Source organism: Streptomyces sp. DG1A-41 (genome assembly GCF_037055355.1).
In the GTDB taxonomy this organism is placed as follows: Bacteria; Actinomycetota; Actinomycetes; order Streptomycetales; family Streptomycetaceae; genus Streptomyces.
Genome location: NZ_CP146350.1, coordinates 1,351,138 through 1,368,660, shown reverse-complemented (window position 1 = coordinate 1,368,660; position 17,523 = coordinate 1,351,138). Strand labels below are relative to the sequence as shown.

Below are 17,523 nucleotides of genomic sequence, written 5' to 3'. Positions count from 1 at the left end.
AACAAGGGGTGTCTCGCGGGTCAGGGGCGCATGGACGCGGCCTGACCTGCGCGGGTGCGCCTCAGAACGCTCATGGGACGTTCCTCGGCCGGAAAGATCCACGTTGACGCGGCCACGTCCGGCACGGCGACAACACGGGTATGCGTGTCGTCATCGTGACCGAATCCTTTCCCCCCGACGTGAACGGCGTGGCCCACTGCGCGCTCCAGACCGCCCGGCACCTCGTCGATCGCGGTCACGCCCCCGTCGTCGTCGCCCCGGCCCCCGCGCCCGGGCACAAGCCCGACGCCAACGCGCCGTGCCCCGTCGTCCACGTCCCCTCCCTCCCGCTCCCCGGCTACCCCCAGGTCCGCGTCGCCCTTCCCAGCCGCCGCCTGGCCGCCACCCTCATCGAGCACCGTGCCGATGTCGTCCACCTCGCCAGCCCCTTCGTCCTGGGTGTGCGCGGCATGGCGGCCGCCGCCCGCCTCGGCATCCCCGCCGTCGCCGTCTACCAGACCGACCTGGCCGGATACGCCCGTACGTACATGGGTGCCGGAGAGGCCGCCGCCTGGCGGCGGATACGGTCCGTGCACGGCGCCGCCGACCTCACCCTCGCCCCGTCCAGCGCGGCCCTGCGCGACCTGGAGACGCACGGTGTGCCCCGGGTCGAGCTGTGGCCGCGCGGCGTCGACACCGAACGTTTCCGGCCCGACCGCCGCGACGAGGCCCTGCGTCGTGAACTCGCCCCGAACGGTGAGCTGATCGTCGGCTACGTCGGCCGGCTCGCCCCGGAGAAGCAGGTCGAACTCCTCGCCGATGCCTGCGGCCTGGACGGCGTCCGGGTCGTGGTCGTCGGCGACGGCCCGAGCCGGCCCGGCCTGGAGCAGGCGCTGCCCGGCGCGCTCTTCCTCGGCCGCCGTACCGGTGACGAGCTGGCCCGGGTCTTCGCCTCGCTGGACGCCTTCGTGCACACGGGTCCCTTCGAGACCTTCTGCCAGACGGTGCAGGAGGCGATGGCCAGCGGCCTGCCGGTCGTGGCGCCCGCCGCGGGCGGGCCGCTGGACCTGGTCGCCCACGGGCGCACCGGCCTGCTGGTGCCGCCGCGCGACGCGCCCGCCGTACGGGACGCGGTGCGGTCCCTGGCCGCCGACGCCGGGCTGCGGGCCGCCTTCGGCGCCGCCGGGCGCGCCACCGTGGAGGGCCGCACCTGGGCGGCCGTCGGGGACCAGTTGATCGGGCACTACGCGAACGTGCTCGCCGCACGCCGGACGGCGGTGGCGGCATGAGCGACTCCCGTTCCGGCAACAGCAGCCGCCAGTCGCTGCGGATCGTGCGGCTCGCGAACTTCGTCGCGCCCGCGTCCGGCGGCCTGCGCACCGCGCTGCGCGAACTCGGCAAGGGCTTCAAGGCTGCGGGGCACGAGCCCGTCCTCGTGGTCCCCGGCGAGCGGATGACCGACCGGGAGACCGAGCAGGGGCGGGTGATCACCCTGCCCGGGCCGCTGCTGCCCGGCACCGGCGGCTACCGCGTGCTCGCCGACAAGCGGCGGGTGGCCCGGCTCCTGGAGGAACTCGCGCCGGACCGGCTGGAGGTGTCCGACCGGACGACCCTCAGGTGGACCGGCAAGTGGGCGAGGCGCGCCCGGGTCCCCGCCGTGATGGTCTCCCACGAGACCGCCGACGGCGTGCTGCGCACCTGGGGCCTGCCCGAGGGGGCCGCCCGGCGTGCCGCCGACGCCCTCAACGTCCGCACGGCACACACGTACGCGCGCGTGGTGTGCACCACCGAGTTCGCCGAGCGGGAGTTCGTGCGGATCGGGGCACGCAACGTCGTCCGCGCCCCGTTGGGCGTCGATCTAACGCAGCGGCACCCCGCCCTGCGCGACCCGGAGCTGCGGGCACGGCACGCGCGCGTGGACGAGACGCTGCTGGTGATGTGCTCGCGGCTGTCCGTGGAGAAGCGGCCCGGCACGGCGCTGGACGCCCTGGAGGCGCTGCGGCGGCGTGGACGCCGGGCGGTGCTCGTGGTGGCCGGGGACGGTCCGTTGCGCGCCCGGCTCGAACAGCGGGCGCGTGAGGGCGCCCTGCCGGTCACCTTCCTGGGGCACGTCTCCGACCGCGGACTGCTCGGCGCGCTCCAGGCGTCCGCCGACGTGGCCCTGGCGCCGGGGCCCGCCGAGACGTTCGGGCTCGCCGCGCTGGAGGCCATGGCGTGCGGCACGCCCGTGGTGGCGAGCGCCTCGTCCGCGCTGCCGGAGGTGATCGGCTCCGCCGGGGCCGTCGCGGCGGACCACGGAGAGGCCTTCGCGGACGCCGTGGACCTGCTGCTGGAACGCCTGGAGGCGGACCGGCGCGAGGGGGCACGCGCGCGTGCGGAGTGCTTCGGGTGGGACACGGCGGTCGACGCGTTCCTCGCCGCGCATGACGCGGCTGTCCCCGTGCGTCCGTTTGTGCCAGGGGGCGTGGCATGAGACCGGTGCCGTTCATGGCGCCCTCCCGGTTCGGTGGGCGCCCGAGATTCGTGGCCCTCGGTGACTCGCTGACCGAGGGGGTGGGGGATCCCGTCGGCGACGGGGTGTGGCGCGGCTGGGCCGCGCTGCTCGCCGCAGGGCTCGCCGAGGGACCTGTCGGGCCCGCCGAGGCACTCGCCCGGTTCACCAATCTCGCGGTGAGCGGGGCGCAGACCCGGGATGTGCTGGAGCGGCAGTTGCCTGCCGCGCTGGAGCTGCGGCCCGACCTCGTCTCCGTCGTCATCGGCGTCAACGACACCCTGCGCTGCACCTTCGACATCCAAGCCGTGGCGGCCCGGCTCGACCAGGTGTACTCGGCCTTCACCGAACAGGGCGCGGTCCTGCTCACCGCCTGCCTGCCCGACCCGGGCACGATGCTCGGGCTGCCGGGGGCGCTGGCCCACCCGCTGGCGCGGCGGCAGCGGGCCGTGAACACGGTCGTCCATGCCCTGTCCGAGCGGTACGGAGCTCTGCACCTGCACGCGTGCGAGGGCGACTGGACCACGGACCGCGCCATGTGGAGCGCGGACCGGCTGCACCCCGGAGAGCGCGGGCACCGGCAGCTGGCCCTGCGCTTCCACGTGCTGCTCGCTCGACATGGCCTCGCGACGGGGCCCGCGCCCTCGCCCGAGCCCGAGTTCTCCGCCCCGACCAGGTCGGCGAACCTGTGGTGGCTGGCCACGGCGGGTACCGGCTGGGTGGCCCGCCGGTGCACCGACCTGCTGCCCCAGCTCCTGACACTCGCCGCCGACGAGCTCCGGCACCGGGCCCGGGGCACGAGCGCCCGGCTCGATCTACGGGCCTCCGCGGCCGTGTCCGCCGCGCTCGCCGCCCTGTCGGTGACGGAGCAGGCGGACGCGGCCTGACAGGTCGGCAGTGACCGACGATGTCCGGCCGGTTCAGCGGCGCCGTACGGCCGCGAAGCGGACCGGCGTGCCCGGAACCGCCTGGGCGGCGGCCGGGAGGTCGGCGGCGCGGACCACCGCGATCACCGGGTAGCCCCCGGTGGTCGGGTGGTCGGCGAGGAACACCACCGGCCTGCCGTCGGGCGGGACCTGGACCGCGCCCAGCACCATGCCCTCGCTGGGGAGTTCCCCGGGCCGGGCCCGCTCCAGGGCGGGCCCCTCCGTGCGCAGCCCGATGCGGTTGCTCGCGGGGGAGACCCGGTAGGGACGCGAGACGAAAGTGCGTACCGCCTCCGGCGTGAACCAGTCGTCGCGCGGGCCGAGTGTCACCCGCAGGACCAGCTCGTCCGGTGGCGCCGGCTGCGGGGCGACGTCCACGCGCGCGTACACGCTCGCCGGCCGGCCCAGGGACAGCACTGTGCCGTCCGTGAGAGGGGGCGGGCCGAGGCCCGACAGCAGGTCCGTCGAGCGGCTGCCGAGCACCGGCTCGACGGCGATGCCGCCGGAGACGCCCACGTAGCTGCGCACCCCCGACACGGCAGGCCCGACGTCCAGCAGCGCCCCGGCGGGCACGTGCACCGGCGCGCCCCAGGCGACGGGCCGTCCGTCCACCGTGACCCGGCAGGGCGCGCCCGCCACGGCCACGGTGACCATCGAACGGGGGCGCACGGCACAGCCGTTGAGGGTCGTCTCCAGCACGGCCGCCGTGGGCGGATTGCCGGCCAGCCGGTTGACGAGGTCCGCCGCGGGCCGGTCCAGCGCCCCGGAGCGGGGCACACCGAGGTGAGCGTGCCCGGGGCGCCCCAGGTCCTGCACGGTGGTCAGCGCCCCGGCCCGGACGACGGCGAGCGCGCGGTCGGTCACGAGAGCCCCACCGGCCCGACGGGAACGAACCGCACAGGCGTGCCCGGCGACAGCAGCGCGGCCGGCACGCGCGCGTGGTCCCACAGCACGGCGTCCGTCGTACCGATCAGCTGCCAGCCGCCCGGCGACGATCGTGGGTACACGCCCGTGTACGGGCCCGCCAGTGCCACCGACCCCGCCGGGACGGCCGTGCGCGGGGTGGCCCGGCGCGGCACGTCGTAGCGCGGCGGCAGGCCGGTGAGGTAGCCGAAGCCGGGGGCGAAGCCGCAGAAGGCGACCCGGAACTCCGTCTGCGCGTGGATGCGGGCGACCTCCCGCTCGGGCACGCCCCAGTGCGCGGCGACGTCGGACAGGTCCGGGCCGTCGTAGCGCACCGGGAGCTCGACCACGGCACGCGCGCGTGGGGGAGCGGGCGGCAGCTCGGCGGCGGTCAGTTCGGCGGCCACCCGGGCGGGGGCGTCGAGGCCGTCGAGGAGGACCGTGCGGGCCGCGGGCACGATCTCGCGGGCCGACAGCGAGCCCTCCGCGCGGCGGCGCACCAGCTCGGCGTGCAGCGCCTGGGCCTCCTCGCCCGAGGAGACCTCGACGAGCAGGGCGTCCTCGCCGACCGGCAGGACCTTCATGCGAAGGCCTCCACCCGGACGCCCGACGCCTCCAGCCGCTCCCGTACCCGGCGTGCCAGCTCCACGGCGCCGGGGGTGTCGCCGTGCAGGCACAGGGAACGCGCGCGGACCCCGATCCGTGTCCCCGAGTGGGAGACGACCTCGCCGGAGCGGGCCAGGCTCAGCGACCGCTCCACGACGGTGTCGGGCTCGGTGACCACGGCTCCTTCCAGGGTGCGCGGCACGAGCGTGCCCGCGTCGGTGTACGCCCGGTCCGCGAACGCCTCCGTGACGACCGGCAGTCCGGCCTTCCCGGCCACCTCCAGCAGGCGCGAGCCGGGCAGGCCCAGCACCGGCAGCGTGGCGTCCGCGAGGAGCACGCCGTCGACGACCGCGGCGGCCTGCTCCTCGTCGTGCACGACCCGGTTGTAGAGCGCGCCGTGCGGTTTCACGTAGGCCACGCGGTCGCCCGCCGCACGGGCGAAGACCTCCAGGGCGCCGATCTGGTAGGCCACCTCGGCCGCCAGCTCGGCGGACGGCACGTCCATCGCGCGCCGCCCGAACCCGGCCAGGTCCCGGTAGGACACCTGGGCGCCGATCCGGACGCCGCGCTCGGCCGCCAGCTCGCACACCCGGCGCATGGTGGCCGCGTCCCCGGCGTGGAAGCCGCAGGCCACGTTGGCGCTGGTGACCACCGACAGCAGCCGTTCGTCGTCGGTGAGCCGCCAGCGGCCGAAGCCCTCGCCGAGGTCGGCGTTCAGGTCGATGGAGGTCATAGCGAGTCGGGTCTCCTGTCAGGCCACGCGGTACTGCTCGTCGCGGGCGTCGGTGAGGAACATCTGCCCCGGGGCGTGCGTCAGGGCGAACGGCGGGCGCGAGGCCATCACGGCCGCCTGCGGGGTCACACCGCAGGCCCAGAACACCGGGATGTCGTCCGGCTCGGTGTCCACCGGGTCGCCGAAGTCGGGGCGGCCGAGGTCGTCGATGCCGAGCCCCGAGGGATCGCCGCAGTGTACGGGGCTGCCGTGCACCGCCGGCAGCAGACTGCTCTCCCGGATCGCCGCCGCCAGATGCCGGGGCGGCACCGGCCGCATGGACACCACCAGCGGCCCGTGCAGCCGCCCCGCCGGACGGCACTGCCGGCTGGTGACGTACATCGGGACGTTGCGGCCCTGCTCGACATGGCGGATCGGGACCCCCGCCTCTCCCAGCACCCACTCGAACGTGAAGCTGCACCCAATCAGGAACGACACCAGATCGTCCCGCCAGCAGGCGCGCACGTCCGTCGGCTCGTCCACCAGCTCGCCGTCCCGCCACACCCGGTAGCGCGGCAGATCGGTGCGCAGGTCCGCGCCGTCGGCGAGCACGGTGGTCCAGGAACCCGCGTCCGTGACGTCGAGGACCGGGCAGGGCTTGGGGTTGCGCTGGCAGAACAGCAGCATGTCGTAGGCCCAGTCGGCGGGCACCGAGATCAGGTTGACCTGGGTGTGGCCCGCCGCGACTCCGGCCGTGGGGCCCGTCAGGCCCTCCCGGAAGCGGGCGCGGGCCGTTTCCGGGCTCCACGTGCGCGCGTGCTCGTCGACGAGGACCACGGGACGGTCCCCGGACGCGGTGCCCATGCGGTTCACGTGAGCTCCTTCCCGCGCGTCTCCGGCAGCCCGAGCAGCGCCAGCGCGGCCAGGCCGTAGCCGATCGCCCCGAAGACCAGCGCGCCGCCCACACCCCAGCTGTCGGCCAGGAATCCGACCGTCGTCGGGAAGACGGCACCCACCGCACGCCCGGTGTTGTACGTGAAGCCCTGCCCCGTGCCGCGCACCGCCGTCGGGTACAGCTCGCTCAGATACGAGCCGAAGCCGCTGAAGATCGCCGACATGCAGAACCCGAGCGGGAAACCGAGCACCAGGATCAGGGTGTTGGCGCCGCTCGGGATGTTCGCGTACGCCACGATGCAGATCGCCGACAGCAGGGCGAAGAGCCAGATGTTGCGCCGCCGGCCCAGCTTGTCGGTGAGGTAACCGCCCGTCAGATAGCCGATGAAGGCGCCCGATATCAGGAACGTCAGATAGCCGCCGGTGCCGACGACCGACAGGTCGCGCTCGGACTTGAGGTAGGTCGGTACCCAGGTGGCCAGCGTGTAGTAGCCGCCCTGGACGCCGGTCGAGAGCAGCACCGCGAAGATCGTCGTCCGCAGCAGGCCGGGCTTGAAGATCGCCGTGAAGGAGCCCTTCTCCGCGCTCTGTTCACGAGCGGCGGCGGCCTCGGGCGCGTCGTGCACACTGCGCCGCAGCCAGATGACGAGCAGCGCGGGCAGCGCCCCGGTCCAGAACATGATGCGCCAGGCCAGGTCGTCGCCGGCCACCGAGAAGATGACGGTGTAGGCGATCACGGCCATGCCCCAGCCCACGGCCCACGAGCTCTGGATCGCGCCGAGCGTGCGGCCCCGGTGCTTGGCGCTCGCGTACTCGGCGACCAGGATCGCGCCGACGGCCCACTCGCCGCCGAAACCGAGGCCCTGGAGGGCGCGGAAGACCAGCAGCGTCTCGTAGTTGGGTGCGAAGCCGCAGGCGACGGTGAACACCGCGTAGGTGATCACCGTGACCATCAGAGCCTTCACCCGGCCGATGCGGTCCGCGAGGACGCCCGCGAGGGCGCCGCCGATCGCGGAGACCACCAGGGTGACCGTCGTGAAGAGGCCGGTCTGGCCGCTGTTCAGGCCGAAGTAGGCGGACAGCGCGACCATGCTCAGCGGCAGCGTGAAGTAGTCGTACGAGTCCAGGGCATAGCCGCCGAAGGCACCGGCGAACGCGCGGCGACCGCGCGGGCCCAGGGCGCGCAGCCAGCCGAACGCCCCGTCGTCGGCGGTGCGTTCGGCCGTCGTGGGATGCGTGTCGTCGGTCAGGGCCTGCGGTGGAGGGGTCGTGCTCATGGGCACCTCGCAGAAGGAGGGACGGAGGGTGCGTCGGAGTGAGCCGTGCCGTGCGGAAGCGGTCGGCGCCGCGGTGAGCTAGCGACGCCGTGCGTAGCACCGTAGAGGATTGTTCAACGATCCCTCAATACCCATGTTGTTTCGTTCTTGTAATCTGCGATTGAATTCCGGCATGGCAGAGCAGCTGAAGGACCTCGCCGACGACCGGGCTCTCCTGGGGCGTACCAGTACCGCCGAACGGGTCTCCGACATCCTCAGGAGCCGGATCGCCGAGGGCTACTTCCCGCCCGGCACCCGGCTCTCGGAAGACAGCATCGGCGGCGCGCTCGGTGTCTCGCGCAACACGCTGCGTGAGGCGTTCCGGCTGCTCACGCACGAACGTCTGCTCGTCCACGAGTTGAACCGGGGCGTCTTCGTCCGGGTCCTGACCGTCGAGGACGTCGAGGACATCTACCGCACCCGGCGGCTCGTCGAGTGCGCCGTCGTGCGTGGTCTCGGCGAGCCGCCGTACGACCTCGACGGGCTCGCCGGTGCCGTGGAGGAAGGGCGGCGGGCGGCTCGGGAAGGTGACTGGAAAGGGGTGGGTACGGCCAACATCCACTTCCACCGGGAACTGGTCGCCCTGGCCGCCAGTGAGCGCACCGACGAGCTGATGCGCAGCGTTTTCGCCGAACTGCGCCTGGCCTTCCATGTGGTGGACGAGCCGCAGCGGTTGCATGAACCGTACATTGCGCGAAATGTCGCCATTCTTGAGGCGCTTCAGGCGGGGGACCGAGGGAAGGCCGAGGGATTGCTCGCCGGATACCTCGACGACTCGCTGGAACGGGTCGTCGAGGTATACCGGCGGCGCGTCGGCGATGACGGCTGACCAGGCCCACCCGCGTCGTTTGGGTCGTTGTCAGACCCAGGACCTAGTCTGTGCACCGTGACTTCGCCTGCATCGACGGACAGCGTTCCGCCCCAGCTCAGCGCGGGGCCGCGCCCCGCCCCGGGCCGGCCGCCGACGAGGGCCTGGCGCGGCGCCTGCGCGCGCTCGCCTGCACCGCGCCGCTGCACGACCTCGACGCGCGCAAGGCCAACCTCGCCGGTGAGTACTCGGTGTACGGCATGGCGGAGGTCGCCCTCGCGGCCATCGACCTCGTCACCCTGAACATGGACTTCGACACGGGCGCGGACCACGACCAGATCGTCGCCCGCCTCATCCCGCGCATCGCCGCCCAGGCCCCGCAGCGTCCCGCCGCCGAGCACGATCGGGTGGCCCGCTGGGTCCTGGAGAACCTGATCAACGTCGGCAGCGTCGACCGCGGCTTCCGCGCGGTGTACGGCACGTTCGGGGCGGACGGCACGTATGTGCGCCGTGACTACGACTTCAAGCTGATCGAGGAGGTCCCCGGCCCGGGCGGCACGGTCTACCTGCGCACGACGGACGAGGCGGTCAACGTCCTCGTCGGCGCCCTCGACACGGACGTCACCAGCGCGCAGATCGCCGCCGAGGTCAAGCTGGAGGTGCTGATCAGCCGCGGCCGGCTCGCCGACGCCCAGCTCGCGGCCGAACAGGCCCGCTACCGCACCGTGCAGTACTCGGAGACCCTGCGCCGCGCCCTGGACGCGACCCGGCGCAACGTGCGCGCGGTGGACTGGCTCACCACCGTGCCCGACATGATCGCCGAGGCCCTGGAGCACGTGGCCGACCGCTATCGCCACGAGAACGCGATCCTCACCAACATCCGCAAGGCCCGCGACGAGTCCGAGGACCCGGAGCACAAGCGCCGCGCCGCCGAGCTCGTCGACATCGTCAAGGACTGCATCCGGCGGCACACGCAGTTGCAGTCCCGGCTGCTGGAGGCCGGACCGCTGTTCCGGGCCGAGCAGGACCGGCAGGCCTTCGCCACGCCGATGACGACGTCTGGGATCGACCTGTACGGGCATCTCGTCTCGCCCGTTCTGCCGCTGCCGCTGGAGCGGGCCGTCCGTGTCACGGACGCCTTCTTCGGGCGCGGCACCGGGTTGCGTACGCCGGTGTCCGTCCGGGTCGGGGATCTCGTCGACATACTCCTGACGCCGCCGGTGGAGCGGGAGCACCTGGGTGCGGAGATGCCCGAGCCGGATCTCATCGCCACGCCCGACGACAGCCGGTTCAGCGAGGAGCAGATGGCGGCGGCGCAGGAGCTGCTCGACCTGCCGGCGGACGCGCCGCGCCGGTTGTCGGGGTTGCTGGCCGAGGCCCGGCGGCAGGATCCCGAGCTGCCGTATCTGGTGGCCCTGCTGGCGGTGCATGCCGCGAGTCCGCCGGTCGGTACCGCCTATCGCCAGGGCGAGCAGAAGTTGCTGTTCGCCGTGGATGACGGGACCGAGCTCGATGATCCGGAGTTCGGTGGGGCGGATCTGATCGTCGGTACCGCGTTGCTGGACGCGGCCGGGATGGCGGCGGACCGGACGGAAGCAGCATGAGTCAGTACGAGTGGCACAAGGAGTCCCGACCGTGAGCGAGCACGTCGAGTGGAGTGAGTCGGAGGGCCCGGCCCCGGCGGCCACCCCCGCCGTCACCCCCGCCGACGCCGCCGACGCGGCTCGGCTCGTGTCCTTCGGTTTGCAGCCCAAGCTTCAGCCCGCCCGCGACCAGGAGTACGCGGACCTGCTGCGGCGCTACCGCGAGGACCCGCCGTTCGCGCGGCTCGCCGACGCCGTGGCGACCGGTCTGGGACTGATCGTGCTGGAGGTGTCCCCGCGCGCGGGCATGGCCGTGACCGCCGCCGAGGACTCCGTGTTCGCCGTCCGCATGGGCGACTACGCGCGTCGTACGTCCGCCGACGGCGGCGACCGGTTCCTGCACGGCCTCGCCCATCTCGCCGTCGCCGCCATGGCGTTCCCGCGCCCGGAGGACCTCGCCGACGACGGTTACATCGGCCGCGTCACGGTCAACGGCGTCGACGCCTTCGTCCGCCAGGCCTGCCGTCGCCTGGAGGAGCGCGCCGCCGAACAGGGCGAGAACACCGACCCGGCGACCGACGCGCCAGGCCTGGAGGCCGCCTGGCGGATCTGGGTGCGGCGCAGCGCGGCCGGCGCCACCAAGGACGCACGCCGGCTCGCCGGTTCGACCACCGGCATCGTCGCCAAAGCCGTCGCGTTCCTCACCGACTCCGGTTTCCTCCAGCGCACCGGCGACGACAACGGCGGCACGTACCGTACGACCGCCCGCTACCAGCTCCAGATCCGCGACATGGCCGGCAGCGCCGCCCTGGCCGAGCTGCTGGAGCTGGGCGTCGTCCCGGTCACCGACGGCACGCCGACGCTGCTGCCCCCCGAGGAGAGCGACGACCTGGAGCTGGTCGCCGACGCCGGGCTGCCGTTCCACTCCTCCTGAACTCCTCCTGACCTCCCCATCTCACGAAGACTTACGAGAGTCCGCCATGTACGAGCTGTCCCGGGTCCGCCTCTACTCCATCGGGCCGGCCGGTGCGCGCTACGCCGACACCGTGCTCGACCTGCGGGGTGTGGGCGAGCCCGTGCCCGACCCCGCGCCCGCGCAGGCGGAGTTCTTCGAGGAGGAGCCCGTCGGCCCGCCGCGCCGGCCCGCGCCCGCGGGCGTGCTCTTCCTGGAGAACGGCGGCGGCAAGTCGGTGCTGCTCAAGCTGATCTTCTCCGTGATGCTGCCGGGCCACCGGAACACGCTCGGCGGCGCGAGCTCCGGTGTGCTGCGCAAGTTCCTGCTCGCCGACGACTGCGGGCACGTCGCGCTGGAGTGGCAGCACGTGCTGACCGGCGAGTGCGTCGTCGTCGGCAAGGTCAGTGAGTGGCGCGGGCGGCAGGTCTCCAACGACCCGCGGAAGTTCGCCGAGGCCTGGTACTCCTTCCGCCCAGGGCCCGGACTGAGCCTCGACAACCTCCCCGTGGCCGAGTCCACCGCCGTACGGGCCCCGGTCGAGGGCCAGTCGGGCGCGCGCGGCCGGCGTCGCACCATGAAGGGCTTCCGCGACGCCCTCACGGAGGCGGGCAAGACGTATCCGCACCTGGAGGTGCACTGGGAGGAGATCCACGATCGCTGGATCGAGCACCTCGGCGACCTCGGACTCGACCCCGAACTCTTCCGCTACCAGCGGGAGATGAACGCCGACGAGGGTGAGGCCGCCGGTCTCTTCGCGGTCAAGAAGGACGCCGACTTCACCGACCTGCTGCTGCGCGCCGTCACCGACACGCGTGACACCGACGGGCTCGCCGACCTGGTCAGCGGCTTCGGCAACAAGCTGGGCCGGCGCGCCGAGCTGATCGCCGAACGCGACTTCACCGCCGGGTCCGTGGACCTGCTCGGTCGGATCGTCGAGGCCGCCGAGGCCCGCTCACGCGCGCGTGACATCCACGCCGCGGCCGAGCGGCGGACGCGGACCCTGGCGCGCAGACTGTCCGCGCGCGGCGTGCAGGAGCGGGTCCGCGCCGCCGACCTGGCCCAGCGGGTCACCGCCGCCGCCTACGCCGTCACGCACGCCGAGGCGGCCCGCGAGCGCAGCGCGCTGATCTCCGCCGAACTCGCCTACCGGCACGCCTCACTGGCGCTCGCCGCGGCCGAGAAATCCGCCGCCGCGCAGAAGCGCGAGCTCGCCGACGCCCGCACCCTGTATTCCGCCTGGCAGGCCGCCGAGGCAGTGCTGCGCCACCGCGCCGCCGCCGACCGCGTCGCCCGCGTGTCCGCCGCGATCCAGGAGGCGGAGCGCGACGCCGCGCCCGCGCTGGCCGCCCGCTCCAAGGCCGCCGTGGACCTCGTACGGGCCCTGCACGCCGCCGCGGAGAACGCCGAGCACCACGCCAACGAGGAGGAGGAGCGCTCCGCCGCCCTCCAGGAGGTCAGCGACGCGGCCTACCGGGACTCCACCGCCGCCGCCACGCAGGCGCAGCGGGCCCGTAGCGAGGTCGGGCACCTCAAGCAGCGCCTCGCCGAGGTCGAGCAGGAGACCGCCGAGGCGGTCCGGGCCGGCTGGCTCGACGACAGCGCGCCCGACGCCGACCCGGCGCGCGCGGCCCTCGCCGCGAGCGACGCCGAGAAGACCGCCGTCGCGGCCTGGGACTCGGCCCGTGAGGCCTCCCGCCGGGCCACCGAGCACGCGCGCGAGGCCGCCGCCGCCGAGACCCGCGCGGAACTGACCGCGGCACGCGCGGCGGACGCGGCCACGGCGGCCGAGCGGTCCTACGAGGCCGAGCGCCGCACCGCCGAGGCGCTGGCGGAGGAGCAGCGGCTGGCGGAACTGCTCAGCCTGACCTCCGAAACCCGCCCGGGCATCCCGCAGCCCCGCCACGGCACGGACAGCGAGCCGGCCACCCGGCCCGTCCCCGGTGAGCAAGGGCTCACCCCCGAGGAGCTCGACCGCTTCGCGGACGACCTGCGCGCACTGCTCGACGACGCCGTCACCGCCGCCGAACGCCAGCTGTTCGAACTGCGTACGGCCGCTGCCGACGACTCCCGCATCCTCGGTGCGCTGGGTGACGGCGGGCTGCTGCCGCCCGGCCCGGACGTGCTGGCCACGGTCGAGTTCCTCGGCGAGCACGGCATCCCCGCGCTGCCCGGCTGGCGCTATCTCGCCCAGGCCGTCGACCCGGCCGACCACGCGCGCGTGCTGGCCGCCCGGCCCGAACTGGTCGACGGCGTGATCATCACCGACCCGGACTCCCACGCACGCGCCCGGGAGGCGCTGGGCGACGCGGCGCTGCTGCCCCGTTCCGCCGTGGCCGTCGGCACCGCCGCCGCCCTGCTCGCCCCGACCCCCGCCCCGGACACCGACAGCGGTGACGTGTTCCTCGTCCCGCCCAACCCGGCCATGCACGACGAGCAGGCCGCCGACGAGGAGCGGCAGGCGCTGCGCGCCCGGGCGAGCGAACGGGACGAGGAGATCCGCGCGCTCGCCGCCCGGCTGGGCAAGGACCGGGAACTGGCCGCCCGGCTCGCCTCCTGGCGCACCGGCTGCCCGGCCGGCCGGCTCGCCGAACTGGCCCAGGCGGCACACGACACCCGCGCGTTCGCCGAGGAGTCGGAAGCCGAACTGGCCGAGGCGCGCACGGTGCGGGCCGAGGCCGACGAGTCCGCCGCCGAGGCCGCGCGCGTCCGGGACGAGCGGCAGGAGGCCGCCCAGAAGGCCCGCCGCTCCGCCGACGCCCTCGCCGGACTCGCCTTCCGGCTGCGCGAGCGCGCCGGCTGGCAGGTCAAGCTGCGCGAGCTGGCCGACGAGGCGGCCGAGGCCGAGGCGGGCGCCCAGGCCTGCCTGGAGCGGGCCCGGGCCGCCGACGAGGACCGGCGGGCCGCCCAGCGCGCCGCCGACGACGCCCGCCGCACCGCCCGCGCGCTGCGCGCCGAGCGCTCCGAGATCGCCGGCGCCCCCGACGACGTACCCGAGGACGACGCCGAGACCCCGAAGGCCTCCCTGCCCGCCCTCCGCGAGGCCTACCGGGCGGCGTCACAGCTGTACGAGAAGGTCGGCGTCGGTGCCGATCTGCGGGCCGAGCAGGCCCGTGCGGAGAGCGACGAGAGCGCGGCCCGCGCGGAGCTGGACCGGCTGAGCAACAAGGTCCGTACGCGCGCCGAGCAGCTCCTCGAATCCCCCGACGGCTCCGACGGACCCAGCCGCCAGGCCGCCGCAGCCCGTGCCGAGGAGCTGGTGCAGCTCCTGGAGACCCGCATGTCGAGTGCGAGCGAGCAGCTCGGTCGGCTGCGCGGCGAGGCCGAACGGCACGCACCCGAGGACGGCGAGGCCCACACCGACCTCCCCGAGGACCTCCAGCCGCGCGACGCCGAACACGCGCAGGCCCTGCTGCGCACCGCCACGGCCGAACTCGCCTCCCACACCGAGGCGCTGAACCAGGCACGCGAGGCGCACGCCGAGCTCCTCGACGCCCACCGCGCCGCCGAGGACGCGGCGAGCGGCTTCGACGAGATCGCCGCCATGCTCCGCGACCTGCTGCGCGAGCACACCACGGAGGAGGAGCAGGAGGAGACCGAGCCGTACCCCGGCAGCCCGGAGGAGGCCCGGCAGTCGGCCGCCGAGGCCCGCCGCTCCCTACGCGGCTGTGCCGCCGACCTGTCCGCCGCGGAGGCAGCCGTCCGCGAGGCCAGCGACATCCTCGTCCGGCACGCCAACTCCACGCGCTACGAGCAGGTCCGCACCCCGGCACGGCAGCAGATCCGCGAACTGCCCGCCTCCGCGCTGCCCGAACACGCCCAGAAGTGGGCCGACGCCTTCGCGCCCCGGCTCCGGGTCCTGACGGACGAGCTGGAGCAACTGGAGCGCAACCGCGACTCGATCGTGGACCGCCTGCGAGGCCTGGTCGAGTCGGCCCTGGCCACCCTGCGCTCCGCCCAGCGGCTCTCCCGCCTCCCGGAGGGCCTCGGCGAGTGGTCGGGACAGGAGTTCCTCCGCATCCGCTTCGAGGAGCCCGACCAGGCCACGCTCACCGAGCGGCTGGGCGAGGTCATCGACGAGGCGACCCGCGCCGCCGTCAAGAAGAACTCCGACCTGCGGCGTGACGGCATGTCCCTGCTGCTGCGGGGCGTCGCCGCGGCCCTTAAGCCCAAGGGCGTCGCCGTCGAGATCCTCAAGCCCGACGCGGTGCTGCGCGCCGAGCGCGTCCCCGTCGGGCAGATGGGCGACGTCTTCTCCGGCGGCCAGCTCCTCACCGCCGCCATCGCCCTGTACTGCACGATGGCCGCGCTGCGCTCGAACGACCGGGGCCGCGACAAGCACCGGCACGCCGGCACACTGTTCCTCGACAACCCCATCGGCCGCGCCAACGCCACGTACCTGCTGGAGCTCCAGCGGGCGGTGTCGGACGCCCTGGGCGTCCAGCTCCTGTACACCACGGGCCTGTTCGACACGACCGCGCTCGCCGAGTTCCCCCTGGTCATCCGCATGCGCAACGACGCCGACCTGAGGGCCGGCCTCAAGTACATCAGCGTCGAGGAACACCTCCGCCCGGGGCTGCCGCACCAGCCCCAGGCGGGGGAGGCGGTACACAGCGAGATCACGGCTACCAGGATGTTCAAACGCCCGGTGTCCTAGGCTCGGGCGTCCTCCCGGAGGAGACGCGCGCACTTCTCGCCGACATGGGTCCTCCTTCAGTCGGCCGCCGGGGTGGTGACGGGCGCGGTGGCCGTGGCGTGGGAGCGGTGCTCGGCGAGCACGCCGGTCTTGTGCCGCTGGACGAACCAGTAGTAGGCGAAGCCGCCGCCCGCGATGACGGCGACGAACAGCACCGCGCCCCAGCGCAGGTACCAGTGGTAGGGAGCCGTGGCGTTGTAGACGGCGGCCCGTGGCCAGAGCAGATTGAGCGTCATGGCCGTGCCCCACAGCACGGCCACGATGTTGACCGGCAGCCCCCAGCGGCCCAGGGAGAACCGGCCCTCACTCGCGGGCTGCCACTTGCCGCGCAGCCGGGCGACCAGCAACGGCACCGTGACGCCCAGGTAGGCGAGGTAGATCATGATGATGCCGATGCTGGTCACGACGGTGAAGATCTGTGGCTGGCGGATGTTGACCACCAGGATCGCCAGCGCGAGGATCCCGATGATCACGGTCGGCAGCACCGGTGTCTGGAAGCGCGGATGGCACTTGGCGAGCCGCGAGGACGCGGGCAGGTTGTTGTCCCTGGCCATCGCGAACGCCAGCCGGACCGCCGCCGTGTGCACCGCCAGCGCGCACACCGTCACGGCGATCAGCACGCACCACAGCATCGCCTTGCCGGCCGTCGGGCCGAGCACGTCCAGGACGATGTACTGGAGGCCGTCCGTGGACAACCTCTCGCCCTTCAGGCTGGAGACGCTCATCAGCGCGAGCAGCAGGATCAGGCCGCCGAGCACGAAGGACGCGACGATCGCCCGGATGATCGCGCGCGGCGCGTTGCGGGTCGGGTTCAGGGACTCTTCTCCGAGCGAGGCGGCGGTGTCGAAGCCGTACATGACGTATGCCGAGGCCAGCGAGGCCACCAGGAAGGCCCCCAGGTATCCGGTTCCGTGCCCCACGCCGGTGCTGTGCGTCTCCATGACGACCTGCGGACCGCGTGTGATGTGGACCGCGAACAGGACGATCAATACGACAGTGGCGATCAACTCGATGAACACGCCCGCCGTGTTGATCCTGGCCATCAACTTGACGCCGAAGGCGTTCACGAGGGTGGTGAACAGGATCAACACCGCGGCCAGGATGACCGCGTTGGTCGCCACGTCGTACGTGCCTGTGCCGTCGCCCACGAACTGGAAGAACGACGAGACCTGCGGCAGCGTCAACTGGTAGGCCAGTGCCACAGCCGATATGGACACGATCGAGGCGATCAACATCATCCAGCCGGCGAGCCAGCCCAGATGCGGGTTGCCTATCTTCTTGGACCAGTTGTAGACGGAGCCAGCGACGGGATAGCGGGCGGCGAGCTCCGCGAAGCACAGAGCCACCATGAACTGCCCGGCGAAGACCATCGGCCACGACCACCAGTAGGCGGGGCCGCCGCTGCCGTAGCCGAAGTAGAACAGCTGGAACGTGCCGGTCAGGATCGAGATGTAGCTGATCCCGGCGGCGAAGGTGTGGAAGCTGCCGAGGGTGCGTTTGAGTTCGGGTCTGTAGCCGAACTCGGTGAGTTCGGCGTCGTCCTGGCCATGCTGCTCTGTGGTCCGCGCGGTCGGTCTCATGGCTGATTCCTCAATGGGTGTTCACTCAGGCGGGCTTGATCAGTCGAATCAACCCAACCCTGGGGTGTGGAACGGGT

At 73.5% G+C, this 17,523-nt stretch carries 12 protein-coding genes and 1 pseudogene; 7 read left to right on the top strand and 6 right to left on the bottom strand.

All coding sequences use genetic code 11. The features are described 5' to 3' along the window. Positions 1 to 140 precede the first annotated feature (140 nt). Genes V8690_RS06450 through V8690_RS06440 form a run of 3 tightly spaced genes read left to right on the top strand, consistent with a single transcriptional unit; the run spans position 141 to position 3,357 of the window. Positions 141 to 1,268 (top strand): glycosyltransferase family 1 protein, encoded by a 1,128-nt coding sequence (locus V8690_RS06450; protein ID WP_338776347.1) that lies wholly within the window; start codon positions 141 to 143, stop codon positions 1,266 to 1,268. After that, complete coding sequence (locus V8690_RS06445) at positions 1,265 to 2,452, top strand: glycosyltransferase (RefSeq protein ID WP_338776346.1); 1,188 nt, start codon at positions 1,265 to 1,267, stop codon at positions 2,450 to 2,452. Before V8690_RS06450 ends, V8690_RS06445 begins: the two co-directional genes overlap by 4 nt. Further along, positions 2,449 to 3,357, top strand: a complete 909-nt coding sequence (locus V8690_RS06440) for an SGNH/GDSL hydrolase family protein (RefSeq protein WP_338776345.1) — start codon at positions 2,449 to 2,451, stop codon at positions 3,355 to 3,357. The genes V8690_RS06445 and V8690_RS06440 overlap by 4 nt, the downstream gene beginning before the upstream one ends. Positions 3,358 to 3,390: 33 nt before the next feature. Here the strand turns inward: V8690_RS06440 and V8690_RS06435 are convergent, their stop codons facing one another. The 5 genes from V8690_RS06435 to V8690_RS06415 are packed head-to-tail and all read right to left on the bottom strand — an operon-like array spanning position 3,391 to position 7,788. Beyond that, complete coding sequence (locus V8690_RS06435) at positions 3,391 to 4,260, bottom strand: biotin-dependent carboxyltransferase family protein (RefSeq protein WP_338776344.1); 870 nt, start codon at positions 4,258 to 4,260, stop codon at positions 3,391 to 3,393. Beyond that, complete coding sequence (locus V8690_RS06430) at positions 4,257 to 4,883, bottom strand: allophanate hydrolase subunit 1 (RefSeq protein WP_338776342.1); 627 nt, start codon at positions 4,881 to 4,883, stop codon at positions 4,257 to 4,259. Before V8690_RS06430 ends, V8690_RS06435 begins: the two co-directional genes overlap by 4 nt. Continuing rightward, positions 4,880 to 5,638 (bottom strand): 5-oxoprolinase subunit PxpA, encoded by a 759-nt coding sequence (locus tag V8690_RS06425; RefSeq protein ID WP_338776341.1) that lies wholly within the window; start codon positions 5,636 to 5,638, stop codon positions 4,880 to 4,882. The genes V8690_RS06430 and V8690_RS06425 overlap by 4 nt, the downstream gene beginning before the upstream one ends. A gap of 18 nt (positions 5,639 to 5,656) precedes the next feature. Next, positions 5,657 to 6,490 carry a putative hydro-lyase gene (locus tag V8690_RS06420; RefSeq protein WP_338776340.1) on the bottom strand — a complete coding sequence of 278 codons (834 nt, stop codon included), beginning with the start codon at positions 6,488 to 6,490 and terminating at the stop codon, positions 5,657 to 5,659. Beyond that, positions 6,487 to 7,788 carry an MFS transporter gene (locus V8690_RS06415; RefSeq protein WP_338776339.1) on the bottom strand — a complete coding sequence of 434 codons (1,302 nt, stop codon included), beginning with the start codon at positions 7,786 to 7,788 and terminating at the stop codon, positions 6,487 to 6,489. Before V8690_RS06415 ends, V8690_RS06420 begins: the two co-directional genes overlap by 4 nt. 172 nt (positions 7,789 to 7,960) lie before the next feature. On the opposite strand from V8690_RS06415, the gene V8690_RS06410 reads away from it, so the two are divergent. The 4 genes and pseudogenes from V8690_RS06410 to V8690_RS06395 all read left to right on the top strand — a co-directional run bounded on the left by V8690_RS06410 (position 7,961) and on the right by V8690_RS06395 (position 15,827). Next, positions 7,961 to 8,656 carry a GntR family transcriptional regulator gene (locus tag V8690_RS06410; RefSeq protein WP_338776338.1) on the top strand — a complete coding sequence of 232 codons (696 nt, stop codon included), beginning with the start codon at positions 7,961 to 7,963 and terminating at the stop codon, positions 8,654 to 8,656. 57 nt (positions 8,657 to 8,713) lie between these two features. Continuing rightward, positions 8,714 to 10,239 (top strand): annotated as a pseudogene (locus V8690_RS06405) (hypothetical protein). 31 nt (positions 10,240 to 10,270) lie between these two features. Further along, positions 10,271 to 11,152 (top strand): hypothetical protein, encoded by an 882-nt coding sequence (locus V8690_RS06400; RefSeq protein ID WP_338776337.1) that lies wholly within the window; start codon positions 10,271 to 10,273, stop codon positions 11,150 to 11,152. 46 nt (positions 11,153 to 11,198) lie between these two features. Next, positions 11,199 to 15,827, top strand: a complete 4,629-nt coding sequence (locus tag V8690_RS06395) for a hypothetical protein (protein WP_338776336.1) — start codon at positions 11,199 to 11,201, stop codon at positions 15,825 to 15,827. 56 nt (positions 15,828 to 15,883) lie between these two features. Here V8690_RS06395 and V8690_RS06390 read toward each other — a convergent pair whose 3' ends face one another. Further along, positions 15,884 to 17,446: an amino acid permease gene (locus tag V8690_RS06390; RefSeq protein ID WP_338776335.1), complete on the bottom strand. Its 1,563-nt coding sequence runs from the start codon at positions 17,444 to 17,446 to the stop codon at positions 15,884 to 15,886. Between the last annotated feature and the right edge of the window lie 77 nt (positions 17,447 to 17,523).